Origin of the sequence: Halorussus rarus (genome assembly GCF_003369835.1) — an archaeon.
GTDB classification, from domain to species: Archaea; Halobacteriota; Halobacteria; order Halobacteriales; family Haladaptataceae; genus Halorussus; species Halorussus rarus.
Genome location: NZ_QPMJ01000002.1, coordinates 234336 through 259689, shown reverse-complemented (window position 1 = coordinate 259689; position 25354 = coordinate 234336). Strand labels below are relative to the sequence as shown.

General features: G+C 69.6%; 26 protein-coding genes and 1 tRNA gene. 16 read left to right on the top strand and 11 right to left on the bottom strand.

What is annotated here, in order from left to right:
* The first annotated feature begins 94 nt into the window (after positions 1-94).
* From DVR07_RS09550 to DVR07_RS09540, 4 genes are all read left to right on the top strand, one after another.
* Positions 95-328 (top strand): DUF7553 family protein, encoded by a 234-nt coding sequence (locus DVR07_RS09550; RefSeq protein ID WP_115798305.1) that lies wholly within the window; start codon positions 95-97, stop codon positions 326-328.
* Between the two features lie 87 nt (positions 329-415).
* Positions 416-490, top strand: a tRNA-Val gene (locus DVR07_RS09545).
* A gap of 343 nt (positions 491-833) precedes the next feature.
* Positions 834-986, top strand: coding sequence for a DUF7837 family putative zinc-binding protein (locus DVR07_RS22740; protein WP_449272228.1), 153 nt, complete (start codon positions 834-836; stop codon positions 984-986).
* A gap of 120 nt (positions 987-1106) precedes the next feature.
* Positions 1107-1496, top strand: a complete 390-nt coding sequence (locus DVR07_RS09540) for a hypothetical protein (RefSeq protein ID WP_115796738.1) — start codon at positions 1107-1109, stop codon at positions 1494-1496.
* A gap of 134 nt (positions 1497-1630) precedes the next feature.
* On the opposite strand, the gene DVR07_RS09535 is transcribed toward DVR07_RS09540, so the two are convergent.
* Positions 1631-1975, bottom strand: coding sequence for a DUF2892 domain-containing protein (locus DVR07_RS09535; RefSeq protein WP_115796737.1), 345 nt, complete (start codon positions 1973-1975; stop codon positions 1631-1633).
* A gap of 126 nt (positions 1976-2101) precedes the next feature.
* Positions 2102-2977 carry an ABC transporter ATP-binding protein gene (locus DVR07_RS09530; RefSeq protein WP_115796735.1) on the bottom strand — a complete coding sequence of 292 codons (876 nt, stop codon included), beginning with the start codon at positions 2975-2977 and terminating at the stop codon, positions 2102-2104.
* Between the two features lie 245 nt (positions 2978-3222).
* Between DVR07_RS09530 and DVR07_RS09525 the strand changes: the two genes are divergently transcribed.
* The 3 genes from DVR07_RS09525 to DVR07_RS09515 all read left to right on the top strand — a co-directional run bounded on the left by DVR07_RS09525 (position 3223) and on the right by DVR07_RS09515 (position 4761).
* Positions 3223-3450 carry a DUF7511 domain-containing protein gene (locus DVR07_RS09525; RefSeq protein WP_115796733.1) on the top strand — a complete coding sequence of 76 codons (228 nt, stop codon included), beginning with the start codon at positions 3223-3225 and terminating at the stop codon, positions 3448-3450.
* A gap of 157 nt (positions 3451-3607) precedes the next feature.
* Complete coding sequence (locus DVR07_RS09520) at positions 3608-3970, top strand: zinc ribbon domain-containing protein (RefSeq protein ID WP_115796731.1); 363 nt, start codon at positions 3608-3610, stop codon at positions 3968-3970.
* 110 nt (positions 3971-4080) lie between these two features.
* Positions 4081-4761, top strand: coding sequence for a mechanosensitive ion channel family protein (locus DVR07_RS09515; RefSeq protein ID WP_115796729.1), 681 nt, complete (start codon positions 4081-4083; stop codon positions 4759-4761).
* 49 nt (positions 4762-4810) lie between these two features.
* Here the strand turns inward: DVR07_RS09515 and DVR07_RS09510 are convergent, their stop codons facing one another.
* From DVR07_RS09510 to DVR07_RS09490, 5 genes are all read right to left on the bottom strand, one after another.
* Positions 4811-5053: a hypothetical protein gene (locus DVR07_RS09510; RefSeq protein ID WP_115796727.1), complete on the bottom strand. Its 243-nt coding sequence runs from the start codon at positions 5051-5053 to the stop codon at positions 4811-4813.
* Between the two features lie 204 nt (positions 5054-5257).
* Positions 5258-6127 (bottom strand): succinate--CoA ligase subunit alpha, encoded by an 870-nt coding sequence (gene sucD / locus DVR07_RS09505; RefSeq protein ID WP_115796725.1) that lies wholly within the window; start codon positions 6125-6127, stop codon positions 5258-5260.
* A complete protein-coding gene (gene sucC, locus DVR07_RS09500; RefSeq protein ID WP_115796723.1) occupies positions 6124-7269 on the bottom strand; it encodes an ADP-forming succinate--CoA ligase subunit beta in 1146 nt (381 codons plus the stop codon). The genes sucD and sucC overlap by 4 nt, the downstream gene beginning before the upstream one ends.
* 149 nt (positions 7270-7418) lie before the next feature.
* Entirely contained in the window at positions 7419-8504 is a 1086-nt protein-coding gene (locus tag DVR07_RS09495) for a class I SAM-dependent methyltransferase (RefSeq protein WP_115796721.1), read from the bottom strand.
* 168 nt (positions 8505-8672) lie between these two features.
* Positions 8673-9476, bottom strand: coding sequence for a helix-turn-helix transcriptional regulator (locus tag DVR07_RS09490; protein WP_115796719.1), 804 nt, complete (start codon positions 9474-9476; stop codon positions 8673-8675).
* A 116-nt stretch (positions 9477-9592) separates the two neighbouring features.
* Here DVR07_RS09490 and DVR07_RS09485 point away from each other — a divergent pair, with 116 nt between their 5' ends.
* Positions 9593-10252 carry a helix-turn-helix domain-containing protein gene (locus DVR07_RS09485; RefSeq protein WP_115796717.1) on the top strand — a complete coding sequence of 220 codons (660 nt, stop codon included), beginning with the start codon at positions 9593-9595 and terminating at the stop codon, positions 10250-10252.
* 91 nt (positions 10253-10343) lie between these two features.
* Positions 10344-10727, top strand: coding sequence for a DUF7344 domain-containing protein (locus DVR07_RS09480; protein WP_162829498.1), 384 nt, complete (start codon positions 10344-10346; stop codon positions 10725-10727).
* 140 nt (positions 10728-10867) lie between these two features.
* Here the strand turns inward: DVR07_RS09480 and DVR07_RS09475 are convergent, their stop codons facing one another.
* From DVR07_RS09475 to DVR07_RS09465, 3 genes are all read right to left on the bottom strand, one after another.
* Positions 10868-11068 (bottom strand): hypothetical protein, encoded by a 201-nt coding sequence (locus tag DVR07_RS09475; protein WP_115796713.1) that lies wholly within the window; start codon positions 11066-11068, stop codon positions 10868-10870.
* A 114-nt stretch (positions 11069-11182) separates the two neighbouring features.
* Positions 11183-11995 carry a hypothetical protein gene (locus DVR07_RS09470; protein ID WP_115798304.1) on the bottom strand — a complete coding sequence of 271 codons (813 nt, stop codon included), beginning with the start codon at positions 11993-11995 and terminating at the stop codon, positions 11183-11185.
* Between the two features lie 84 nt (positions 11996-12079).
* The gene (locus DVR07_RS09465) at positions 12080-13273 is read right to left on the bottom strand and encodes a redox-regulated ATPase YchF (RefSeq protein WP_115796711.1); all 1194 of its coding nucleotides are present in this window, start codon (positions 13271-13273) and stop codon (positions 12080-12082) included.
* Between the two features lie 302 nt (positions 13274-13575).
* On the opposite strand from DVR07_RS09465, the gene DVR07_RS09460 reads away from it, so the two are divergent.
* The 4 genes from DVR07_RS09460 to DVR07_RS09445 all read left to right on the top strand — a co-directional run bounded on the left by DVR07_RS09460 (position 13576) and on the right by DVR07_RS09445 (position 18583).
* Positions 13576-14979 carry a CDP-glycerol glycerophosphotransferase family protein gene (locus DVR07_RS09460; RefSeq protein WP_115796709.1) on the top strand — a complete coding sequence of 468 codons (1404 nt, stop codon included), beginning with the start codon at positions 13576-13578 and terminating at the stop codon, positions 14977-14979.
* A gap of 161 nt (positions 14980-15140) precedes the next feature.
* Complete coding sequence (locus tag DVR07_RS09455) at positions 15141-16058, top strand: glycerophosphodiester phosphodiesterase (protein ID WP_115796707.1); 918 nt, start codon at positions 15141-15143, stop codon at positions 16056-16058.
* Positions 16059-16193: 135 nt separating this feature from the next.
* Positions 16194-17786, top strand: a complete 1593-nt coding sequence (locus tag DVR07_RS09450) for an HAD-IIA family hydrolase (protein WP_115796706.1) — start codon at positions 16194-16196, stop codon at positions 17784-17786.
* Positions 17783-18583: a sugar phosphate isomerase/epimerase family protein gene (locus DVR07_RS09445; protein WP_115796704.1), complete on the top strand. Its 801-nt coding sequence runs from the start codon at positions 17783-17785 to the stop codon at positions 18581-18583. Before DVR07_RS09450 ends, DVR07_RS09445 begins: the two co-directional genes overlap by 4 nt.
* Before the next feature lie 8 nt (positions 18584-18591).
* Here the strand turns inward: DVR07_RS09445 and DVR07_RS09440 are convergent, their stop codons facing one another.
* Positions 18592-21528 (bottom strand): integrin alpha, encoded by a 2937-nt coding sequence (locus DVR07_RS09440; RefSeq protein WP_162829497.1) that lies wholly within the window; start codon positions 21526-21528, stop codon positions 18592-18594.
* 263 nt (positions 21529-21791) lie between these two features.
* Between DVR07_RS09440 and DVR07_RS09435 the strand changes: the two genes are divergently transcribed.
* The 3 genes from DVR07_RS09435 to DVR07_RS09425 all read left to right on the top strand — a co-directional run bounded on the left by DVR07_RS09435 (position 21792) and on the right by DVR07_RS09425 (position 25189).
* Complete coding sequence (locus tag DVR07_RS09435; protein ID WP_115796700.1) at positions 21792-22748, top strand: NADPH:quinone reductase; 957 nt, start codon at positions 21792-21794, stop codon at positions 22746-22748.
* A gap of 42 nt (positions 22749-22790) precedes the next feature.
* Positions 22791-23576, top strand: a complete 786-nt coding sequence (locus tag DVR07_RS09430; protein WP_115796698.1) for an SDR family NAD(P)-dependent oxidoreductase — start codon at positions 22791-22793, stop codon at positions 23574-23576.
* 278 nt (positions 23577-23854) lie between these two features.
* Entirely contained in the window at positions 23855-25189 is a 1335-nt protein-coding gene (locus DVR07_RS09425) for a sodium-dependent transporter (RefSeq protein ID WP_115796695.1), read from the top strand.
* Positions 25190-25354 lie beyond the last annotated feature (165 nt).

Sequence of the window (25354 nt, the reverse complement as noted above, 5' to 3'; positions counted from 1 at the left end):
GCACCGAATCGGGGTACATGGGAGCCGCTCGGGGCCCCGTTGAGGACAAGAGCTATATCTGTCCTCGCCGTAGGAACATAATGGTGTGCGAACGATGAACAAGCACTTCGAGGACGCCTGGTACTACGCCCGACGCGCGGGCGGCCACCTCGGCCGCGGCCTGCGCGAGGAACTCCGACCGGTCGAGCGACGACTCCGGAAGGCCGCCGGCCGCGAGCGCGAGGAACCGACCCGCACCGAGCGGTGGCGCACCGAACTGAAACGGACCGAGGACGCGGCCGCGACCCGGGCGCGAAGCGCGCTTCGCGCGGCGCGGCGGCGAGTGTAGCCCTGCCGGGGTCGCCCCGCTCCGGCCGTCAGTTTTCCGACCGTAAAGTAAGTCTTAAGTCCCGGAAGGCGAAACCTTGGGACGCCCGGGTCGGTAGTCTAGTCCGGTTATGACAGCTCCTTCACACGGAGCAGGTCGGCAGTTCGAATCTGCCCCGACCCACTTCTGACGGCGCAACGCGACGAGCGCAGCGAGGAGTCCGCGCACCGTCGACTGGTTCTCGAAGGATTCGAACCGGACGAGTCGCACGCCCGGAACAGCGCGAAGCGCCGCACGCCGGGAACGGCTCGGTGAGGTTCGAATCCCCCGTCTACCCGGTTTCCCTCGCTGCTGTACGAACGCGCGGCGCTACGGTATGGGTGGAGTACGTGCGTCACACTGGCGGTCCTGTACTCTCCCCGTTATCCTTTCGACGATTTCTCATCGGACGACCCTCCGTCTGACAAAACGCTAAGTGAGTTGAGTCGAGTTGTCCGCTCGTGGCGACCCAGTCGCTCAGTCACCCATGTCATCAACCACGACGTTGCTAGGCACCTGTCCGGAATGTGGGGTAGTCATCGCCGCCCCGTCGAAGCTAATCGAGTACGAGAGAACCGACGGGACGACGGGAATCTACGCGGAATGCGTGGGGTGTAGTGCGGTCGTCGCCCCCGAATAGCGTCCCGCCCCGTCCGTCTTCCAGCCGTCTCTCTTCGTGAAACGACGACGCGAAGAACGAGTGCGTCTCCGATTCGCCCGAAAGCCGGAAACCGCAGGCTCCCGTTCTCTCCCCGAACCGATGTCCGACGACGCCACTTCCGACGCGGGCGAGGCACACGTCGACGACAGCGTGCTCGACCGGGCAGCCGACCGGTACGGGGTCGACGCCGAAACCGTCGCGGACGCGCTCGTCGTCCTCCACGCCGACCTGATCGGCCGCCACTCCGAGTTCGAGCGCGAGTACGACCACGCGACCGTCGACGACACCCGGGCGTATCGCGTTCCCGGATCCGTGTGGGACGACCTGCGCGAGGAGTTCGACTTCGAGGGCGACCTCGCCGACGCGGTCGAGTACGCACACACCGAGCAGGCGCGACTCGCGTTCGCCGACGCCCACGACGCCGACGTGCGGTTCGAGGAGGCGGACCGCGGTATCGTCGTCGGCATCGACACCGCCGAGGACTTCTAGGTCGTCCCGGACGCGCGAAGCGACGCGTCGTTCGAGTCAGAGCGTCGGCGTACGATTTCCGCGACCGGGCGGCCCAGTCGGACCCCTCTCGCTTCGGCGGGGTCACGCGACGGCACGGCAGATGCGGGCCGCCCTCACTGGGCCTGCTCGATACAGGCCTCGTGAGCGGTGTCGTCGTTCTCGTCCGGTCCCCGCCGCTGGCCCAGGCGAATGGGCTCGCCGCAGATCGCGCAGCGCAGTTCCGCGTCCTCGCTCGACCCGCCGATATCGACCGTCTCCGCCAGTTCGTCGGCCTCGGGCGCCAGTTCGTCGGAGTCGGTCGTCGAACTGTACCCCAGCGCGAGCGCGCCGACGCCAGCGAGTACGCCCGTCGCCCGCTTCCCCTTCCGGAGCGAAACGGCGGCTACGACCGCCAGGACGACGGCGAACAGTAAGCGGGCGAGCTTTCCACGGTTCTCGGCAGTCTCTCGGAGCTCCATACGTTGGAATCGCGCCGCGAGTCCTTGTACTTCATCCCCGAAGCGTCGAGACCGCCGGCTCGGGGAAACGACAACGCGACGACCGACGGCGAGAAGATGCCCGGACGACCGGTGCGATACACCGCCTTACAGCGAGCGCTTCGGGACGATCTCGGGGTCGGGGGTGTAGGTCACCGCGGCGTCGACCTCGAACACGTCGGCCAGCAGGTCCTCGGTGACGACCTCGCGGGGCGGCCCCCAGTCGTAGGGCTCGCCGTCGTTCAGCGCGACGAGGTAGTCGGCGAACCGCGCGGCCTGGGCGATGTCGTGGAGCACGACCGCGACCGTGACGCCCTCCTCCTCGTTGAGCTCCCTGACGACCTCCATCACGGCCAGCTGGTGGTGGAGGTCGAGGAAGGTGGTCGGCTCGTCGAGCAGCAGGACGTCGGTGTCCTGGGCGAGCACCATCGCGATCCACGCCAATTGCTTCTGGCCGCCGCTGAGGTTGCCGACCTCCTCGTCGCGGAGGTGCTCGACGCCCGCGAGGTCGATGGCGCGCTCGACCGCCTCGCGGTCCTCGTCGGTCACGGAGTCGAAGAACCCGCGGTGGGGGTACCGGCCGTGGTACACCAGGTCCTCGACGGTGATGCTGCCGGGCGAACTGTTCTCCTGGGAGAGCAGGCCGAGCTCGCGGGCGAGCTCCTTGTCGCCGTACTCCTGGATGGCGCGCCCGTCGAGGACGATCGACCCGCAGTCGGGTTGCAGGTGCTTCGAGAGCCCCTTCAGCAGCGTGCTCTTGCCAGAACCGTTCGGGCCGACGAGCGCGGTGATCTCGCCCTCCGGCACGTCGATGCGGTCGCACTCGACGACCGGCTCCTCGGACGTGGGGTAGCTGAGTTCCAGCCCCTCGGCGTGGAGGACGCTCGACGGTTCCGACTCCCCGTCGGGCCGTCCCTCGCCGAGGTGTCGGCTGTTCGCTCGGTTCTCGGCCGTGTCGTCTTCAGATTCAGAGTGCGCGGACATCGAGTATCACCAGTCTTGTCGCCCCGGGCGGCATCGTCAGCCGTGATTTTAGGCGGTCCTAAACATAAGATTTTGCTTTCGGCGGCGGACCGGCGCACCGCGACCGCATCGTCGGGACGACTATCCGCCCGACCCGGCCGCGAACGGGGGATACCGAGAGTTCAGTCCGCTTCGGTCGGATATATATTCCTCATAGAAAATCCTTAATCATTCCTCGGCGAACCCGCAGACGCGCTCGGAGCATCATGAGCACGGACCCCCACACCCGCACCGACCGGGACGCCCCCGATGGTCGCCAGCACGAACCGCGCCTCGACCGACCCGACGTCGTTCTCTCCTCGGTAGTCGTCGACTACGAGGACAGGCCCGACCGCCGGACCGTTTACCCCGACGGCCTCTCCAGCGTCGAGCGCATGTCCACGTGGCTCACGGCCGACGACGACGTTTTCGTGGACCTCGAATCGGCCCGCTGACCGGCCCTCGTCCTCTTTCGACGCCCCGCCCGCCGCCAGCCCTCGGTGATTTGGTCGTTCGCCGAGCGGGAAGGGTCGTCCGCGGACGCGTAGCCTCGCAGGCGAGCCACTTCAATGAACCGGTAGAATTAATAGGGGATGCTCACGCCAGTCGAACATGAACCTCGCCCTCCGACTGATGGTCGCCTGCCTGGTGATCGCCGGGCCGACGGTGCTGTTCCTCGCCATGATGCGCGGCCTCGAGAAGATGCGCGACGACGCCCTACTGTTGGCGCTGGCCGAACGCGACGACGCCCCGCGGGACGTCTCGAACGCCGCCGCCGAGGCGCTGAACCGCGGCCCGATCCGCGCCGACGGACGCGGAGCGGACGCGGACGACGACCCCGCGTCGACGGCCGACGCTCCCGCCTCGACCGCCGACGACTACGCGCTCGGCGCGTTCACCTGCTCGACCTGCGGCGCGTCGAACATGACCGGCGCGAAGTACTGCGGGCAGTGTCTCGGCGAACTGAATCGGTAGCCAGCCTCGAACCGCCGTCTCGATAGCAGACCTTGTTCTCTCGACTGCACGCACGTTCGCCGGAGCGTCCCGCCCGAGCGTTCTTGTCACGGGGCGGAGAATGGCCGAATATGAACGTCTCACAGGGCGGAGGGTTCGGGGGAATCGTCGCGGAGTCGCTCGCGGAACTCCGGGCCGGGTTCGTCGACGCGATTCCGACGTTCGTCACGGCGCTCCTGTTCTTCGTCGTGGCCTACGCCGGCATCAGGGTCGCGCTGTCGCTGGTCCGGTCGGCGCTCGACCGCGTCTACGCCGACGAACTCGTCGCCGACCTGTTCGCCGCGGTCGCCGGCGTCTTCATGTGGTTCGGCGCGGCGCTCGCGCTCCTGAAGATCCTCGGCATGGGCGAGGTCGCCGCCAGCCTCGGGACCGCCACGGGGTTCGTCGCGCTCGGGGTGAGCTACGCGCTCTCGGACATGATCGCCGACACGGTCTCGGGCGTCTACCTCCTGCGGGACCCCGACTTCGAACCCGGCGACGCGGTGGTCACCGCCGACGAGACCGGCGTGGTCCGCGAGATCGGGCTCCGGAAGACCAGACTGGCGGTCGACGGCGGCGACACGCTGGTCCTGGGCAACAGCCTGGTCGAGGAGCGCTGGACGAAGAAGGCGCGGGCGGGGTCGCCGGCCGGTGATTCCGAGCCGACGGCTGGCGACTCCGGATCGCCTCCGGTCGACGGTTCGGCGACCGCTGACGGTACTGGAACGATCGACGAGTCGGAACCGACCGACGGTACGACGACTGACGGGTGACGCCTCGGCGGAAAAATCGGACTCGCTCGGTAGAACGGCCCGGCCGACGCTACTCCCGGATGATGAGCATCCCGGCGTTGGTGGAGACGTCGGTGGCGTCCTCGGGCATCTCGAACTCGAACTGGCGGTCGCCGGCGACGACGATGCCGGTCTCGCCCACGACGTCCAGTTTGGCCTCGACGCCGGGGCCGAAGTCGACGACGAGGACGTTCTCCCCCTCGTACCCGCGTCGAGCGATGGTGACGTCCTCTCGTTCGTCCGCCGCGGACTCCAGCGGAGTTGGTGCTTCCATACGTCCGATTGGGGCGTGGCGCACCTAAGGGCTGTGCCCGTGTCCGCGAGTGCCCCGACGCGAAGAACTAAACGGTAGCAGCGACGGGGGTACCGAGTCAGGAAAGAGACCCTGACGGGGTTGCGAAACGGCAGAACTGAGCGCCCGGACCGGGACGGAGAACCCGGACGCCCCCGGCAGAACGGGGGACCGGGCGCGGTCGCGCTACAGGAAGTCCTCGATGTGGTCGGCGACCTCGTTGGGGGTGTCGCCGACCGGGACGCCCGCGTCGTTGAGCGCGTTGATCTTGCTCTCGGCGGTGCCGGTGCCGCTACCCGAGACGATGGCGCCGGCGTGGCCCATGCGCTTGCCCTCCGGCGCGGTCCGGCCCGCGATGAAGCCCGCGACCGGCGTGTCCATGTTCTCGGCGATGAACCGGGCGGCCTCCTCCTCGTCCTCGCCGCCGATCTCGCCGCACATCACGACCGCCTTCGTGTCAGGGTCGTTCTCGAACAGCTCGAGCGCGTCGGTGAAGTCGGTGCCGATGATGGGGTCGCCGCCGATGCCGATGGCGGTGGTCTGGCCGACGCCCCGCGAGGTGAGGTTGTCGACGACCTGATAGGTGAGGGTGCCCGACCGCGAGACCAGGCCCACGTCGCCCGACTCGAAGATGTTGCCGGGCAGGATGCCGAGCTTCGACTCGCCGGGAGTGATGATGCCCGGGCAGTTCGGCCCGATGAGACGGGTGTCGACCTCGCCCAGGCGCTTGTACACCTTGCTCATGTCCTGGGCGGGGATGCCCTCGGTGATGGCGACCACGAGGTCGAGCGGCGCGTCCAGCGCCTCGAAGACGGCGTCGGCCGCGAACGCGGGCGGGACGAAGACGACCGAGGCGTCGGCGTCCTCCTCGCGGGCGGCCTCGTCGACGGTGTCGTACACCGGGACGCCGGCGACCTCCTGGCCGCCCTTGCCCGGCACCGCGCCGGCGACGACGTTGGTGCCGTACTCCATCATCTGCTCGGCGTGGAACTTGCCCTCCCCGCCGGTGATGCCCTGTACGACGACTCTGGTGTCCGAATCGACTAGAACGCTCATTGTGCTTCCTCCTCGGAAAATTCGACCGCACGCTGCACCGCGTCCTCGAGGGTCTCCTCGACCGTGACGAGGTCGTCGTTCAGGATCTCGCGGCCCTCTTCGGCGTTGGTGCCGGCGAGTCGGACGACCACGCGCTTGGGGATCTCGTCGAACTGCCCGAGCGCGTCGTTGATGCCCTTGGCGACCTCGTCGCCGCGGGTGATGCCGCCGAAGATGTTGAACACGACCGCGTCGACGTTCTCGTCGGAGAACACCATGTCGAGCGCGTTGGCCACCCGCTCGGCCTTCGCGCCGCCCCCGATGTCGAGGAAGTTGGCGGGCTTGCCGCCGTAGTAGTCCACGAGGTCGAGCGTCGTCATCACGAGGCCCGCGCCGTTGCCGATGATGCCGACGTTACCGGAGAGCCGGACGTAGTCGAAGCCGTACTCGCCGGCCTTGCGTTCGAGGTCGTCCTCGTAGGCCTCCTCCTCCATCTCGGCGAGGTCCTGCTGGCGGAACAGCGCGTCGTCGTCGATGTTCATCACGGCGTCGGCCGCGACGACCTCGTCGTCCTCGGTGATCATGACGGGGTTGATCTCGACCTCGCTGGCGTCGCGGTCGTCCCAGAGCTGGTAGACCGTGGTCAGGATCGAGGCCACGTCGGAGGCGACCTCGCGGGGGACGCCCGCGTCGTAGACCGCCTTGCGGGCCTGGTAGGGATGCATCCCGAACGCCGGGTCGACGTGCTCGCGTGCGATGGCGTCGGGGTCCTCCTCGGCGACCTGCTCGATGTCGACGCCGCCCTTGGCCGAGACCATCGCGACCGGCTTGCCCTCGCCGCGGTCCATCGTGACGCCGACGTAGAGCTCGTTCTTGAAGTCGACCGCCTCCTCGACGAGGACGCGCTCGACGCGGTAGCCCTTCAGGTCCATGCCGATGATCTCGTCGGCGACCTGCTCGGCCTCCTCGCGGCTCTCGGCGAGCTTGATGCCGCCGGCCTTCCCGCGGCCCCCGACGTGCACCTGGGCCTTGACGGCGACCGGGTAGCCGATGTCCTCGGCGGCCTCGACGACCTCGTCTACGGACGACGCCAGGGTCGCGTCCGGCGTCGGAATCCCTGCATCGGCGAAGACGCTCTTCGCCTGATACTCGTGCAGTCTCATTATTGGCTCGCGTGCTACTTTCCCCGTGCGAGAGTTAGTAGTATCGGAATCGGCATGGAGCGGTCACTGCCGTCCGAGGTCGCCGGTCGCGCCGAATCGGGGTCGGCCGGCCGTCGCCGCGGCGCCGCCTTCTCGAAGGCCGCGCACGGTCACAGCTTCGCCTCGAACACCATGTCGAACGGCGTCTCGGCCACCCGGCGGAACCGGGTGAACCCGCCCTCGGTCACCACCTCGCGGAGCTTCGCCTCGCCGGCCTGCGCCCCCAGTCCGTAGCCGACCTCCTGACTCATGGAGTTCGGCGTGCAGAGCATCGTCGAGGCCGAGTAGAGCGCCCTGCCCCGCGGGTTCAGGTTCTCCTCCACCCGGTCCTCGGCGTAGGGTTCGACGACCATCCACGTCCCGTCGTCGGCGAGGGTCCCCGCGACGTGGGCCGCGACGCCGACCGGGTCGCCCATGTCGTGGAGGCAGTCGAAGGTGGTGACGAGGTCGTAGTCGGTGCCCTCGTACTCCTTAGCCATCGCCACCTCGAAGGTGACGCGGTCGGACACTCCCGCCTCCTCGGCGCGCTCCCGTGCCACATCTATCGACTCCTCGTGGTAGTCGACGCCCACGAACGCGGAGTTCGGGTACGCCTCGGCCATGATGATGGTCGGCGCGCCGTGGCCGCAGCCCACGTCGATGACGCGGCCGCCGTCTTCCAATTTGGCCTCCACGCCGTCGAGCGCCGGCAACCAGTCGCTCGCGAGTTCGGCCGCGTAGCCCGGCGCGAAGAAGCGCTCGACGCCGTGGAACACGCCGTCGTCGTGCTCGTGCCAGCCGACGCCCTCGCCCGTGCGGAACGCCTCGGCGAGCTTCGACTCGCTCTCTATCGCGGCGGTGCCGATCTGGAACGCGCCCGGGACGAACACCGGGCTGTCGTCGTCGGCCAGGACGAACGCCTGCTCGGGCGAGAGGTGGTAGCGGTCGGTCTCGGCGTCGTAGGTCACGTACCCGCCGGCGGCCTGCGAGCGCAGCCACTCGCGGACGTAGCGCTCGTCGGTGTCGGTGGCCGCGGCGAGCCCGTCGGACGAGAGCGGCCCCTCGTCGGCCAGCGCCGCGTAGAGGCCGAGCTCGTCGCCGATGCCGACCAGCGCGGCGTGGAACGTCGCGCCGAAGTCGACCAGCGCCGTCTCCATGAGTTCGTCCAGTTTCGCTTCGTCGATCGGGTCTCGGGCCGTTCGCGCGTCTGTCGTCATTGTCGGTCAGCTCCCCGAGTAGGGACGGTCAGCACCGACACCTAGCTATCTGATGCAATCCGCCCACCGAGTGGGTTTCACTCGGGCGCTGCAACGCGTGCACCTGGTGCACCGACCGACCGGGCGCGCCGGCGCTCCGCTCGGGCTACGCGTCGGACCGTCGTGGCGTCACGTCGCGCCCGAGTCGACCTCGACCGCCTCCGCGTCGAGGGGCCGAGCCTCCTCCCGGTAGGTGTCGTAGAGTTCGGTCGCCCACTCGCGGGCCTCCGCGGCGTCGGTGTCGACGATCGCCCGCAGCATGCCGGTGTCGGGGTCGTAGCCCGTGAGCGCGACCCGGTCGTCGAAGACGGTGAGCCCGCACGGCAGCCCGTCGTGGAGCATGATGGTGAGGTTGCCGCTCGCGAGCCCCTCCTCCGCCGCCTCCGGCGACCACTCCAGCACCGCCTCCACGATGGGCGTCGGGTAGATGATCTCGGTGTCCATGCCGGCCCGGACGTTCCGGAAGAGCGCGCCAGCGTTGGCCGACTTGAGCGTCGGCGTCCCGAACGCCCGCATCGCCTCGGCGTCCTCCATCAGGGCGTCGTAGCGGCGGACGGGCCGGTACGGCTCCGCCTCGTCGACGACGGTGACGACCGCCTCGGAGAACGCCTCGATGGTGATGCCGAGCTTCTCGGTCGGCAGCCACCGCGCCACGTCGCGGAGCTGCTGTCTGGTCTCCATCCGGTCGAGCAGGCTCGTGACCTCCTCGGCGACGAACTCCCCCTCGGTCGTCATCCGGTACTCGCCGCCGTCACGGACGACCCAGCCCCGGCTCTCGAACTCGCGCAGCAGGCGGCCGACGGTCGACGACGACGCGCCGGTCGCCCGCCGGAGGGCCGCCCGACTGCGCGGGCGCTCGGCCAGCGCACCGACGGCCGCGACGCGGTGCTCCGAGCGCACGAGGAACTCGATCTCGTCGAGCGCACTGTCCATGGTACTAGTTCGCATCCCGGGGTAAATTCCTATCGGGTGGATTCTTCGGCCCCGAAGCACGGCAGAGCAAACGCAGGTAGGCGAGCGGTTTTTGCGGTCCGGCCCGTCCGCCCCGTATGAGCGTCGTCGCGGAGTTCACCATCAACGCCGACGAGTTCCTGTTGGGCCGACTCATCGCCGAGCACCCGAACCTCTCGGTCGAGCTCGAGCGCGTCGTCCCGGCCGAGAAGCGGGTCATGCCGTACGTCTGGGGCCACGGCGACGACCTCTCGACGTTCGAGTCGACCATGGAGACGAACCCCCACGTCAGGTCGTTCGCCGTCCTCGACCGGCTTCCGGACAGCGCGCTCTACAAGATCGAGTGGGAGGAGCCCGCCGAGCAGCTCATCCACGGCATCACCGAGACGAAGGCGACCATCCTGGAGGCGTACGGCGACGACGAGTGGACGTTCCGGATCCGCTTCGAGGACCACTCCGGGCTCGCCGCGTTCCACAACTACTGCGCGGACCACGGCATCACGTACCGACTGAACCGGGTCTACGCGCTCGACGACCGGTCGGCGGCGAGGGACCTTCACGGCCTGACCGAGGTCCAGCACGAGACGCTGGTCGAGGCCGTCGGCCGCGGCTACTTCGATGTTCCCCGCCAGGTCAGCCTCGCGGAACTCGCAGCGAAGTTCGACGTCTCCGAGCAGGCGGTCTCCGAGCGAATCCGGCGCGCGACCGACGCGGTCCTCCGGCACGTCCTCTTCCACCCGTCGGCCGAGGAGCAGTGACCCGAACGCATAAGGGGGCGTATTTGAAGACCATTATCACTCAAAGACACTGCCTTCCCAGTCCGGCCGCTCTTCGGTACTGTCCGCGATGATGAGTCCCAACGACACCGCGACCGACGACTACCTCGACGTCCTGTACAGCACGCTCTCCCACCCCCACCGCAGAATCGTCCTCCGCCACCTGCTGGGCCACCCGCACCCGGTCCCGGTCACCGACCTGGCCGCCGAGATCGGCGTCGTGGAGGCGGACTCCTCCGGCGCGACCGGGCCGCCCGCGACCGACGACGCGGCGTCACTCGTCGGTCTTCACCACGTCCACCTCCCGAAACTGCTCGACGCGGAACTGATAGAACTCGACGCCGTGACCAACACGGTGACGCTCTCGCCCCGGGCGAGCAGCGTCCCCCTCGACGTGGCCGCCCGACGCGGCCTGCTCGACCCCTCGGACCCGAGCGAGAACGCCGACCCCCGGTGACCTCCTCCCGGCGGTCCCGGCGTGGCGCACCCCGGATTCGACCCGCGCAAGCGTAGTATCAGAACGCCGACTCCGTGCCGCGTCGCCTGCGCCGACCTCGCACCGCCGCTTCGTCCGGTTCGCGACCGTCGCGCCGACGGCTACTCCTCGGCGTACAGGCGGACGAGGCCGCACTCCGGACAGCGCCGCGGGGTCACGTCGAGCGTCGTCGCGACGCCGACCGCGGCCAACACGTCGTCGCCCTCGGCGTCGGTTCGAACCCGGAACTCGCCCGTCCCGGTGAAGAGGTCGGCCTCCTCGAGCGACACGTCGCAGTCGGGACAGCGCGCGTCTCCGGCCATACGGTCGCTTCTCGGGGTCGCACGAAAAACGTGTCGGACGAATTTAACGCGCCGGCCGGACGGCGCGACCGGGGCGCCGGCAGGGCTCTCCCGACCGAGTCCGGACCTGTCGGGTCAGACGAGCACTTCGCCGTCCGGGAGCAGCTCCCGCTCGGTGCGTCGGGCCGCTTCGCCCTCCCGGACCAGGGTCGGCGCCTCGACCGGGTCGTCGAACCGGTCGGGGTCCGGGTCGACGCGCTTCAGCATCGCCGAGAAGACCGACCCCTGCCGCCCGCCCGCCGAGACGATGCCGCCGTACTCGCGCTCCGCGGACGAGGACTCGTCCGGATGGGGGAACTCCTCGCGGATGATATGGGCGGTCTCCCTGATGTACTCGGCCGCCCGCTTCTGGGTGTACCGGCTCTCGGCGTAGTAAGTCTCGGCGTGGTCGGCGTCCAGTTCCTCCGAGAGGTGCGCGGGCGACTCGTACACCACCGACTCGTCGGTGACGTACCCGCTGGCGAACCGGACGTTCGTCGTGAAGCTGTCGGGGTACCGGCAGATGACCGGGAAGAACAGCATGTCGGTGACGGTGGTCCGCTGCTGCATCCGCCACAGGCCCTCGTAGTAGTACGCGGCGAGTTCGCCGACCCGGTCGTCGCGCTCGCCGCGATTGTACGCCATCGCCGCGCCCTCGTAGTCGTCGCCCGCGGTCCGGCGGAGCCGGCGCTCGAAGCTCTCGGCGACCCGCTCGTACTCGGTCTCGAAGGCGTCCAGCACCGAGACGTCGGGGTCGGCCAGCAGGTCGGCCTTGCGCTCGCGGGCGTCGGCCACGGTCATCATGTTCTCGTGGAACACCCGCTCGGCCTCCTCGTCGGGGAGCGGGGTCCTGACCGCCCGGCGGTGGAGGACGCCGGCGTCGCCGTTGAACCGGTGCTGCTGCCCCATGCGGGCTGGCTCGTCGTCCGACATCATTAATCGGTCGGAGCGAGTCAATCCGCCGAAACGTTCCGGGTCGCGGCGCAGTCCCGGTCAGTTCGTCGAGACGATGTCGATGACGTCGCGGTCGTCGAGCCGGTGGTCGGCGCCCACCTGCCGGTCGCTCCGGCAGTCGATGCCGTGGAGGAAGCCCTCGCCGAGGTCCGAGTGGATGTGGTGGGCGAACTCCTCGGCGGTCGCGCCCTCGGGCAGCAGGAAGCAGTCGGGCAGCACCTCGCCGTTCTCGTTGCCGAGGCCGTTCGCGCCGCCCGGGAAGACGGGGACGACGCCGAGTTCGTCGAACAGCGCGGTCTCGAGCGCGCGCTGGACGCCGGTGCCCTCGAACTCCGCGACGAACGACTCGATGGCGTCGAGGCCCTCGCGCTGCTCGCCCGAGACGTCACTCACGATCTCGAAGTCGGCGTCGCCGGGTCGGTAGTCGACCGCGCCCTGCTCGTCGGCCTTCTTCAGCGCCTTCTCGGCGTGGGCCGAGACGGGGACGACCGTCAGGTGGTCGTACGCGGGGTCGCTCGCGATCTCCTCGAAGTTCGCCTGCGCCTCGGGGGTGTCCATCTTGTTCGCGGCGACGACCATCGGCTTGGTCGTCTTGCGGATCTCGCGGGCCAGTTCCTCGCGGTCCGCGTCGTCCCAGGTCGCGGGGTCGAGGTCGAGGCCGAGCGACAGGATCTCGCGCTTGATCTCGTCCTTGTTGGTCCGGAACGCGCTCATCTGCTCGGCCAGTTCGACCTCGATGTCGTCGTCGTTGCCGTCGTAGCCGCTCTCGTAGCGCCGGATGCCCTTCTCCAGCACTTCGAGGTACCACATGTCGAGCTCGTCCTCGAGGAAGTCGATGTCCTCGCGGGGGTCGTGGCCTTCGGTGGGTTCGCCCTCGACGTCGGTGGTGCCCGAGAAGTCGACGACGTGGACCAGCACGTCGGCCTCGTTGAGGTCGGTGAGGAACTGGTTGCCCAGGCCCGCGCCCTCGTGGGCGCCGGGGATCAGTCCCGCCACGTCGACGAGCTTGGTCGGGACGAACCGGGTGCCGTCCTCGCAGAAGCCGACGTTGGGCGTGCACTCCTCGTCGAACTCCGGGGCGGCGCAGTCGACCCGGACGTACGCCTCGCCGACGGCGGGGTCGATGGTCGTGAACGGGTAGGCGCCCTCCGGGACGTCGTTCATCGTCGCGGCGTTGAAGAACGTGGACTTGCCCACCGAGGGCTTGCCCACGAGACCGATCTTGTAGCTCATTGACTCCGTGTGGCGGGTCTGCGGTTATAAGGCCTGCTAAAGCCCGAATCCACCGAGAACGCGTCTCGCGGTACTCGGTGACACGATGCCCGGTCGCCAGCGGGGTGCTCGGTAACACGATATTCGGTCGCCGACGGGTACTCGGTACCGCGGTACCCGGTCACCCGCGGGCCGGTTCGCCCGCGCGTCTCAGAACGCGGCCCGCGGGACGACGTGACGCACACCGGACGGCCTTTTTGTCGGCGCGTCTCGTTCGTGGGGACGATGATTCTCCGAGTGCCGCCGACCGCAGAGACGGACCGATGGACCTGACCGGGCGCGTCGCCGAACCGACCGAGCGCGCTTCCGCGGCGGTCCGAGCGCTCGCGGCCGCCGCGAGCGAAGGGTCGTCGCTCGCGGGCCACGGGTCGTTTCTCGCTCAGTGGGGCTTGTTCCGCGGAGTCGCGGCCGCCGACTCCGTCCGCGACCGGGTGTCGGGCATCGACCCGGCAGCGGTGCCGTTCGACCGCGACAGTTCGCTGTGGGTCTTCGGCGCGCGCGGCGGGTCGGCGTTCGCGGACAACGCCAAGTACCTCTTCCTCCACGTGGCTGCCGACCATCCCGAAATCCGGCCGGTCTGGCTCTCGAAGGACCCAGACGTCGTGCGCACCCTCCAGGCGGCGGGCTTCGAGGCGTACCGCTCCTGCTCGCCCCGCGGCCTCCTGCTCACGCTCCGGGCGGGCGCCGTCTTCCTGACGCAGGGCCACCGCGACCTCGCGATGCCCGCCACCGCGGGCGCGTTCACCGTCCTGCTCTGGCACGGCGTCCCCCTCAAGCGCATCTCGTGGGACGCCGGCTTCCGGGACCTCCCGGCGGCGGTCCGGGCGGGCCACGCCGACATGGCGGGGGAGTTCGACCTCCTCACCGTTCCCGGCGCGGGCGTGGCCGACGCCTTCGCGTCGGGGCTTCGCATCGACCGTCACCGCATGGTGCTCGCGGGGTATCCGCGAAACGACGCGCTCTTCGGGCCGATTCCGGGCGAGGGGATCGGCCTCGACGGCGGCGCGCTGGCGCGCATCCGCGCCCTCGCAACGGACCAGTCGCTGGTCTTCTACCTCCCGACGTTCCGGGAGTGGACCGACGAGTCGCCCGCCGACCGCCTCGATTTCGATGCCCTCGACGCGTTCCTCGCCGAGCGCGCCGCGACGCTCGTCGTCAAGACCCATCCCCGCGACACCGTCGCCCTCCCGGACGGCCTCCGGCAGGTGGTCCAATTACCCGAAGGGGCCGACGTCTACCCGTTCCTCCGGCACGCCGACGCGCTGGTCACCGACTACTCGTCGATCTACTTCGACTACCTCCTGCTCGACCGGCCGGTCGTCTTCCACGCCTACGACCTCGACGAGTACCGCGCCCGCCGCGGGTTCTACTTCGACTACGAGTCGGTCGCCCCGGGCCCGGTCGCCCGGACGTTCGACGGCCTGCTGGCGGGCCTCGACCGGGCGCTCGACCCGACCGACGACCCCGACGCCGACCGTCGCGCGGCGGTTCGCGAGCGACTCCTCGGGGCCGACCCGGCGACCGTGGGAGGAACGAAATCTCCGGAGGGCAAGGCAACCACAGATTCCGGTCGTTCGACCGGCTGCGCGCCCCCGACCTCGCGGTCGGCGGCGGTGGCCCGACTCGTCCGGCGGCGCCTCGCGGTCCGGAACGCCGAAAGTCGGTGAGGGCGGTCGACTACGTAGTTTCGGGCGACGTCTGTCGTCTCTATGCCGTTCCGTACCGGTATGTATATTCAGAGAGAAAAGTTGAAGTCCGGCAGGTCGAAACCCCCGGCCAAGGGTGGCAGCGGTGCTTCCTCCGGTCCCCGGAAGCGCCACCGCACACTATGGAACGAACGAGCGCAACGACCCGGCAGGCGACGACCGACAGCACCGACGTATCGCTCATCGCGCACCGCGGATTCGCGGGCGTCTACCCCGAGAACACGGTGGCCGCGGTCGAACAGGCGACGGCGACCTCGGCGCTCGGCGGCCCGCCCGAGATGGTCGAGGTGGACGTGATGCCGACCGCCGACGGCGAGATCGTCGCGTTCCACGACTACGACCTCGGCCGACTCACCGACGCCCCCGACGACCTCGCCGACCGGAAGGTGTGGGAGACGCCGTACGAGACCCTCGCGGACCTCGAGGTCCTGGGCACCGGCGAGCCGGTTCCGACCCTGGCGGACGTCCTCGACGCGCTTCCCCCGGCGGTCGGCGTCAACGTCGAGTTCAAGAACCCGGGCTCGGCCGAGATTCGACCGCGCGAGAACCTTCCCCCCGAGGACCGCGACGAGCAGACCGACCTCTGGCGCGAGTTCGCAGCGGACGTCCTCGACGCGCTCGCGGCGTACGACCACGACGTGCTGGTCTCGTCGTTCGCGGAGGGCGCCCTGGCGGCGGTCCGCGAGGTCGACCCCTCCGTTCCGGTGGCGGTCGTGTTGGCCGACTCCATCGCCGACGGGATGGAGGTCGCGCGGCGGTACGACGCCGAGGCGGTCCACCCGCCGTGGAACATGATCGCGGGGACGCCGCTGTTCAACGCGGAGTACGGCTCGCTCGGCCCCTACGAGGACATCGACATCGTGGCGGCCGCCCACGAGGAGGGCCGGGCGGTCAACGCCTGGACCGTCGACCGGTGGTACGAGGCCGACCAGCTCCGGCGAGCCGGCGTCGACGGCGTCATCGCCGACTACCCCGGCGTCCTCCAGTTCGGCGACACGTCCGACGCCGGCGCGGTCGCCGACGCCGACTCCGAGCCCTGAGGTCGGCCGCATCGGCTGTTTCGAGCTGTGGCCGTTCTGCCTCTTCGCTTACCTGTTTTATTTCACTCGTGAAGCGGATATATTGAGGCCATCAAGGTTATTGACGTCTACGTGCTGGTATGGTGCAGTGTTGCTATGAAAGGAGTCATCTTAGCTGCCGGCATCGGGTCTCGTCTACGCCCTCTCACGCTCCACGAACCGAAAAGCTGCGTCTCCATCGGCGGGACGCCCGTGCTCGCGCGCCAGCTCCGGGCCTACGCCGAGGCCGGCGTGACGGACGTGACCGTCGTCGCCGGCTACCTCGCGGACGACGTCCGGGCGCTCTGCGACGAGGTCGCGGACGCCCACCCCGGCCTGGACGTGTCGGTCGTCGAGAGCGAGGTGTACGCGAACACGGACAACATGTACTCGCTGTACCGCACCCGCGAGGCCGTCGCGGGCGAGCCGTTCGTCCTGAGCAACGGCGACGCCGTCTTCGAGCCCGGGCTGCTGGCCGACCTCGTGGCGGCCGACGCCGACAGCGCGGTGGCGTGCGACCCCGACACCTACTCCGAGGAGGCGATGAAGATCACCGTCGACGAGGACGGCCACGTGAGCCACATCGCCAAGGACGTGCCCCCCGACGTGGCGCACGGCATCTCCAACGACGTCTACCGGTTCTCCGAGGCGTTCTCGAGCAAGCTGTTCGCCGAGATCACCCGGACCATCGAGCGCGACGAGGAGTACGGCGAGTGGACCGAACTCGCCATCGACGAGGTCGTCCGGAACCGGACCCACGACGTCGAGCCGGTCGAGGTCGGCTCGTACGACTGGCTCGAGGTCGACGACCCCGACGACCTCGCGGAGGCGGACCTCCGGTTCGGCGCGCTCTCGAACCTCGCGACCAAGGAGGCGATCTTCTTCGACCTCGACGGGACCATCTACCTCGACGACGAGCTCGTCGAGGGCGCCGACCGGCTCGTCGAGGCGCTGCGGGCCGCGGACGTCGACGTCTACTTCCTGACCAACAACTCCTCGAAGTGGAAGGACGACTACGCCGAGCGGCTCTCGGACCTCGGCGTCTCGGCGCTGCCCGAGGACGTGCTGCTCTCGACCGACGGCGTGCTGGAGTACCTCCGGTCGGCCGACGCCGGCGAGACGTACGTTCTCGGCACGGAGACGATGCGCGAGGCGCTGGCCGACCGCGAGGTCCCGGTCGTCGATGACCCCGGCTCGGGCGCCGACGCGCCCGAGTACGTCGTCGTGGGATTCGACACGGAGCTCTCCTACGAGAAGGCCCGGAAGGCGACCCTCGCGGTCCGCGACGGCGCCACATTCCTGCTGGCCCATCCGGACACCGTCTGCCCGACGGCCGAGGGGTTCGTTCCCGACGCCGGCTCCATCGCCGCGATGATAGAGCGGGCGACCGACCGGTCGCCCGCCCGCGTCTTCGGCAAGCCCAACGCCGAGATGATCGACCACGTCCTCGACGAGGAGGGGTACGCCCCGACGGACGTCGCGGTCGTCGGCGACCGACTGGAGACCGACGTCGCGCTCGCCGAGAACGTCGGCTGCGAGTCGGTCTGCGTGCTGACCGGCGACGCGACCCGGACCGAGGTCGAACTCAGCGACGTCGAGCCGTCGCTGGTCGCCCCGTCGGCCGGCGCCCTCACGCGGTTCGTCGACGCGGCCACGTCGGCCGAAGACGGCGCGGCGGCGCGCCCGGTGCGGGGAGGCGACCCGAGGTGAGCGACGGGACCGACGACGGCGTCCGCCGGGGGTACGTCACCCAGACTCACACCGGGGCGGTGCCGTGGGAGGACGCGCTCGGGCAGGCGGCCGACGTCGGGTTCGACTTCGCGGAGCTCTACATGGACGGTGCGACCGAGCGCACCCGCCTCGACCCGAACGCGGTCGCGTCGGCGGCGGCCGAGGAGGGACTGGACCTGCTGGTCCACCTCCCGTTCGTCGGCATCGAGATCGGGTCGCCCCGGAACCCGGTCCGGGAGGGCGCGCTGGCCGAGCAGCGCGCCTGCATCGAGGTCGCCGCCGACATGGGCGCCGAGAAGGCAGTGCTCCACGCCGGCACCAGCGCCGGCCCGCCCGAGTGGGACCTGGAGGAGATCGCGCCCCACCTGCTCGACTCGATCAGAATCCTCGACCGGTTCGCGGCCGACCGCGGGATCGAGATCTGCGTCGAGAACCTGCCGGGCGTCCCGTTCACGATCCACCACCTCGACCGCGTGTTCGAAGAGACCGAGGCCGCCGCGACCCTCGACACCGGCCACGCCCGCGTCGACGGGCTGGACGCCGAGGCCACCGCGGACTTCCTGGAAAATCGGGGCGACCGCGTCTCGCACGTCCACGTCAACGACGCCCGCGAGGCCGCCGACGAACACGTCCCCACGGGGTCGGGGACGCTGGACTTCGAGACCGCGCTGGCACCCCTCCGCGAGGGCTGGACCGGGACGGTCTCGGTCGAGGTGTACACCTTCGACTTCGATTATCTGGCACTCAGCGCCGAGAAATTGGACGACTACCTCTGAGCGTCGGGCTACTCCTCGCGGTTCTCGCTCGACTCGGTCCGCCCGCCCTGCTCGTGGGCCTCGTACTCCTCGCGCCGCTGCCGGCTCTCGCGGCGGTGCGCCAGCGCGATTGCCGCGCCCGCGACGCCGACGAAGGCGACGCCGGTCGGGTCGCCCTGGGACTGCTGGCCGGGCGGCGGGCCGCAGGACTCGACGATGCCGCCGTTCCCGCCGGGGTACTCGCATTCGTCAGTGCTCGACTTGACGACGACCGTGGAGATCTCCTGCTGGGAGGTCCAGGTCGCCTCGACCGGCTCGCTCGGGTCGCCGTCCTTGAACTCGGTCACGGTCACCGTCACGCCCTCGGAGTCGCCGCCCTCGGGGACGAAGGCGTTGCCGTTCCAATTGAACTTGACCAGCAGGCTCTCGCCGTCCGGACAGGGGTCGTTGCCCTGTTGCTCCCCGCCCTCGACGCAGAACGCAATGAAGCTGATCGCGCCGCGATCGTCCTGAGTCGTGGTGGTCGTAGTTGTGGTTGTGGTGGTCGTGGTCGTCGTCTCTGTTGTGGTAGTGGTCGTGGTAGTTGTCGTTGTCGTGGTTGTTGTCTCCGTTGTCGTAGTGGTCGTGGTCGTCTCCTCGGTCGTAGTAGTAGTCTTCTCGGTCGTCGTAGTCGTCTCCGTCGTCGTTGTGGTGGTTGTGGTGGTCGTCGTCGTAGTGGTGGTCTCTTCTGTGGTAGTAGTGGTCGTCGTTGTGGTGTCCTTCGTTGTCGTCGTCTCAGTTGGCGTAGTCGTGGTGGTTGTCGTGGTCTCGGTCGTAGTCGTCGTGTCTTCAGTCGTTGTCGTGGTCGTCTCCTCGGTCGTCGTTTCTTCGGTTGTCGTCTCGGTCGTGGTGGTCGTCGTAGTCGTGTCCTTCGTCGTGCTGGTAGTGGTCGTAGTTTCGGTCGTCGTGGTCGTCGTCTCCTCCGTGGTAGTTGTCGTCGGGGTCTCGGTCGTCGTTTTCTCGGTGGTCGTCGTGGGCGTCTTCTTCGTCGTAGTCGTGGTCGTCTCTTCGGTGGTCGTCTCGGTCTCCTTGGTGGTCGTGGTGGTCGTCTCCTCGGTCGTCGTCGTCTCGATGCAGTCCTCGTAGTGCGGATTCACCTCGTGGACCTTCTCGTCGCCCCGGTAGACGTAGACCTTCTTCACGACCTTGTCGTCGTGCTCGTCGACCCCCTGGAAGGTGTGGCGCCCCTCGTAGTCGCCGGTGAACTTCTGGGCGCTCCCGTCGGCGAACGTCAGTTTCACCGCGTCGTAGTCGTGGGCCCAGACCGCGACCCGCTCGCAGTCGAAGTCGAACCCGGGGCGGAGCGGTTCCTCGGCGTCCTTCTCGGTGGTCGTGGTCGTCGTGGTCTCCGCGTCGTCGACGGGGCACTTCCCGCGGACGAGGTAGGCCGCGCCCGCGTCCTCGCCGCCGTCGTCGTTGTACGGCGCGCCGACCATGACGTCCTCGCGGCCGTCGCCGGTCGCGTCGCCGAGGTCCGACACCGCGCGACCGGCGCGGTCGCCCTTCTCCTCCCCGATCAGCGTCGCTTCGGCGTCCGCGAGGCTGGCGTCCCGGTCCCCGGTCCCGCCGTAGACGAGGTAGGCGGCACCGGCGTTCTTCCCGGTCTCGGGGTCGTGGAACGGCGCGCCGACGAGGACGTCGGCGTAGCCGTCGCAGGTGACGTCGCCGGACCCGGCGGAGGACACCGCCCACCCGGCCATGTCGTCCTCCGCTTCGCCTCGGAGCGTCCAATCGGCGTCCGCGAGGCTCACGTCGCCGCTCAGCCCCTCTTCGCCGTGGACGACGTAGGCCGCGCCCGCGTTCTCGGCCGCCTCGTCGTTCCGCGGCGCGCCGACCAGCACGTCTGCGTGGCCGTCGTCGTTCACGTCGCCCGCGGTGGCGACCGAGAACCCGGCCCTGTCGCCGGCCGCCTCGCCGAGGAGTCGGGCCTCGGCTTCCGCGAGGCTCTCGGTGCCCGCCCCGTCGCGGTCCGAGTCGCCCGCCCAGAGCACGTCGGAGACGACGTAGGCCGCGCCGGCGTCCGGCGCGCTGGCGTTGGCGCTCGGCGCGCCCGCGACTATCTCGTGGAAGCCGTCGCCGTTCGCGTCCTCGGCGTCGGCGACCGACCAGCCGGCTCTGTCGCCCGCCTCCACGCCGAGGTACTTCCCGTTCGCGTCGTCGAGGGACTCCCACCCGGTCGGCGCGTCCGCGGCCAGGACCGCGTAGACCGCGCCGGCGTCGTCGCCGCCGGCGTCCTCGTAGGGCGCGCCGACCAGCACCGTGCCGCCGTCGCCGCGCGTCAGGTTCGCCGCGACGCCGACAGACAGGCCGGCCCTGTCCTCCTCGGACTCGCCCGCGAGCGCCAGGTCGGCGTCGGCGAGCGAGTGCGTTCCCGTCACCGAATCGCCGCCGTAGATCACGTATGCGGCTCCGGCGTCCGTCGCGGCGCGGTCGTTGCCGGGCGCGCCGACGACGAGGTCGGCGTGGCCGTCGCCGTTCAGGTCGCCGCCGGCGACCGAGTAGCCGGCTCTGTCGCCCGCTGCGGCGCCGACGAAGGTCGCGTCGGCCTCCGAGAGTTCGACGTCGCCGCGGTCGACCGGCCCGTAGAACAGGAACGCCGCGCCGGCGTCGTCGCCGCCCTCGTCGTTGTACGGCGCGCCGATCAGGACGTCGGCGTGGCCGTCGCCGTTCACGTCGCCGACGCTGGCCAGCGACCACCCGGCCTTTTCCTCCGAACTCTCGCCGACGAACTCGGTGTCGGCGCTCGCGAGGTCGATGGTCCCCGAGAGCGTGCCGCCGGCCTGCGCCCGGTTCTGCGGAACTGTGACGTCCGCCCCGTTCTGCGCAGCTGTTGCGTCTGTCGCCGATGTCCCTATCTCCTCGGCGGCGACTGCGGCCGCGCCGCCCGCGCCCGCGAGCACGCTCGCTAGCGCGACCAGTACCGCCATCAGCGCCGCGTCTCTTCGATTTTCCCCGCGTCGTGATTCCGAACTCATTCCCGCGAAGCCTCTGCGTCTAGCCGGTTTGTTATAACCTGACTATCAAGTCAGATACGGGAGCTTAAACGCCGGCGCCGCCCGTTAACGTCGGATTTCCGCCGTTAGGCGGGGTCCGCCGGGCGGTCGACCGCACGGTCGTCAGTCGTCCCGACCGCCGGCGGCCCCGTCCCGCGTCTCGCACATTTATGCGCCGGGGCGCCCTCCCTCCGACCATGCGAGCAGTTCGCTACCACGAGCACGGCGGACCGAGCGTGCTGACAGTCGACGAGGTCGACCGACCGGACCCCGGCCCCGGGGAGGTGCGGGTCGCGGTCCGGGCCGCGGGCGTCAACCCCGTGGACACCTACTTCCGGGAGGGCAGCTACGAGCCTCCGGAACTGCCGATGATTCCGGGGTCGGACCTCGCGGGCGTCGTCGACGCCGTCGGCGAGGACGTCGACGAGTTCGCCGAGGGCGACCGGGTGTTCGGCACCGGCCTCGGCAACGACCGCCAGGGTACCTACGCCGAGTACGCGGTCGCGCCGGCCGACCGCCTCGCGCCCCTGCCGGAGGGCGTCGACTTCGCCGAGGGCGCGGCGGTCGCGCTCGTGGGCGTGACCGCGTGGCGGGCGCTGGTCGACCACGCCGGCCTCGACCCGGCCGAGACCTGCCTGATCCACGGGGGCTCGGGCGGCGTCGGCCACGTCGCGGTCCAGCTCGCCGACGCCACGGGCGCCCGGGTCGTCACCACCGCTGCCAGGGAGTACCACGACCAACTCGGGGACCTGGGCGCCGACGTAACCGTCGATTACGGCCGCGACGACCTGGCCGAGACCGTCGTGGAGGCCGACCGGCCGGACGTCGTCCTCGACCATCGGCTCGACCAGTACCTCGACCTCGACGCCGAGGTGGGCCGGCAGGGCGTCCGGGTCGTCGGCATCGGCAACACGCAGCCCGAGGCCGGGTTCGATAACGTCGCGGCGGCCAGGTCCCGGGAGATGGAGCTCCACCTGATGAGCATGTTCAACACGCCCGACTTCGCCGCGGTGCTCGGGAAGCTGTCGCGGCTGCTGGCGGCGGGCGACCTCGAACCAAGCATCTCGAACCGGTACGACCTCGACCGGGCGGCCGACGCCCAGGAGGCGGTCCTGCACAACAGCTTCTTCGGCAAGCTGGTCGTCGAGCCGTAGGCCGGCCCCGGCTTTATTGTCGAGTCCGTCGTCGCCGCTTCCATGAGCGTCAGCTTCGACTTCGGCGACAGCGTGGTACTGGTCACCGGCGCCAGCGGGGCGCTCGGCAGCGCGGTCTGCGAGACGTTCGCGGACGCGGGTGCGACCGTCGCGGCCGCGGACGTGGTGGCGCCCGACGACGAGGACGCCGAACTCGACGCCGGCGAGCGCATCGACTTCTACGAGGGCGACTTCACCGACGAGGCCGACGTCGAGCGCGTGGTTTCCGAGATCGTCGACGACCACGGCGGCCTCGACTACCTGATCAACGTCGCCGGGACGTGGCGCGGCGGCACTCCGGTCGCGGAGACGGACGCCGACACGTTCGACTTCCTGTTCGACGTCAACCTCAAGACGACGTTCCTCGCCGCCAAGCACGCGCTGCCCCACCTCCGGGAGAGCAGCAGTGAGGGCGGAGGGGGCGGCGACGGCGCGGGTGACGACGGCGACGGCGGGGCTGGCGACGGTGACGACGCTCGTGGCGCCATCGTCAGCGTCAGCGCCCGCGCCTCGCTGGAGGGCGGCGAGGGCGACGCCCCCTACCGGGCGTCGAAGGCCGGCGTCCGCCTGCTGACCGAGAGCATCGCCGAGGAGGAGAAGGGTGCGGTCCGGGCCAACGCGGTCATGCCCAGCGTCATCGACACGCCCGCGAACCGCGAGATGATGCCCGACGCCGACCACGACGCGTGGGTCGACCCCGCCGACATCGCCGAGACGATGCTCGCGCTCTGCTCGGACGCCACCTCGGTCACCAGCGGCGCGGCGGTCCCCGTCTACGGCGAGGCGTAGTGGAGCCGTCACCACGAAACCACACTCGGCACGTAACTGGAACTGGCCAGCGATTCGCTCGCGCTGCCGCCGTAGGCGGCCCCGAATCGCGTGACGGAAGTGCGTCCTCCCGGCCGTGATCGAACGCTCTGCCCCGACCGACCGCGGCCGGTGTGCGGTGGTATCCCTTCACATAAAAAGTTTCTGTGAAATGTCCAAAAATCCGGACCAGTAACGGGGGTGATTGGACGGATTTCGGGCAGTTTTTAAGTCGCGGTTCGGATAGTCCGTGGTACGCCATGTCAGAACGAGAAACCTGGACGAGTCGAATCGGATTCATCTTCGCCGCGGTCGGGAGCGCGGTGGGGCTCGGGAACATCTGGTCGTTCCCGTTCCAGACCGCGGCGAACGGGGGCGCCGCGTTCCTCGTGGTCTACCTCCTCGCGGTCGTCCTCATCGGCTTCCCGACGATGATGGTCGAGTTCGTCATCGGTCGGCGCGGCGAGCGGAACCCGGTCGCCGCGTTCCGGAGCATCGGCTACGGGCAGTGGTCGGTCGCCGGCGGACTCGGCGTGTTCTCATCGCTCGTGACGCTGTCGTTCTACAGCGTCGTGGGCGGGTGGGTCCTCAACTACATCGTCGGGAGCGCGAACGGCGCGTACTTCGGCGACGCCGGGACCTACTTCGCCTCCGTCGCCTCCGGGCCCGTCGCCATCGCGGCCCACGCCGTATTCATGGTCATCACCATCAGCATCGTCGCGGCCGGCGTCACCGACGGCATCGAGCGCGCGACGACGTTCATGATCCCCGCCATCCTCCTCCTGCTCGTCGGCCTCGCCGGCTGGGCGACCACCCTCGACGGCGCGTCCGCGGGGTACGGCTACTACCTCTCGCCGGACTTCGGCCTCCTCGCCGACAACTTCTGGTCCATCGTCCCGCCCGCGATGGGACAGGCGTTCTTCACGCTCTCGCTCGGGTTCAGCGTGATGATCGCCTACTCGTCGTACCTCGGTGAGGACGACAGCCTGCCGGCCGACGGCGGCGCCATCGTGGTCGTCAACACCCTCGTCGCGCTGCTCGCTGGCTTCGTCGTCTTCCCCATCCTGTTCGCCACGGGCGGGGCCGAGGGCGCCGGCGGCGGCGCCGGGACGGCGTTCGTCGCGCTCGCCGGCGCGTTCGGCAGCCTCCCGGCGGGCGGCATCATCGGGTTCGTCTTCTTCGTCGTCCTGCTGTTCGCCGCCCTCTCCAGTTCCATCAGCCTGCTGGAGGTGCCGGTGTCGTTCGTCAGCGAGAACTACGGCTACGGCCGCGCGCCGGTCGCGGTGGCGATGGGCGTCCTCATCGGCCTCGTCGGCGTGCCCGCCACGTTCGGGACGTCGTGGCTCGGCTTCTACAACGACTTCGTGTTCAACATCCTGCTCCCCATCTCGGTGCTGCTGCTCGCGGTCTTCGTCGGCTGGATCGCCGACGTGGAGTCGATCGACGAACTCGGTCGGGGCTCCTCGCTCGGCTCGTCGTTCGCCACCGGGTGGCTGTGGTGGGTCCGGACCGTCGTGCCCATCGCGGTCGCCGTCACGCTCTACCTGGGCATCAAGTCGCTCTACACCGGCCTGACCAACGGAGCGTACTTCTAGCGCCGACGCCGGTCGACCGCCCTCGTTTTCGAGCCGTTTCGCGAAGCCCCCGGAATCGCCCCCAGCGGCGGTTCCGGTTACGATTCGTAGCCTGCACCGCCGTATTCTCGCCCGGATTCTACGAATCGTAACCAAACCTCCTCCGAGCGGTCGGCGAGACATCGG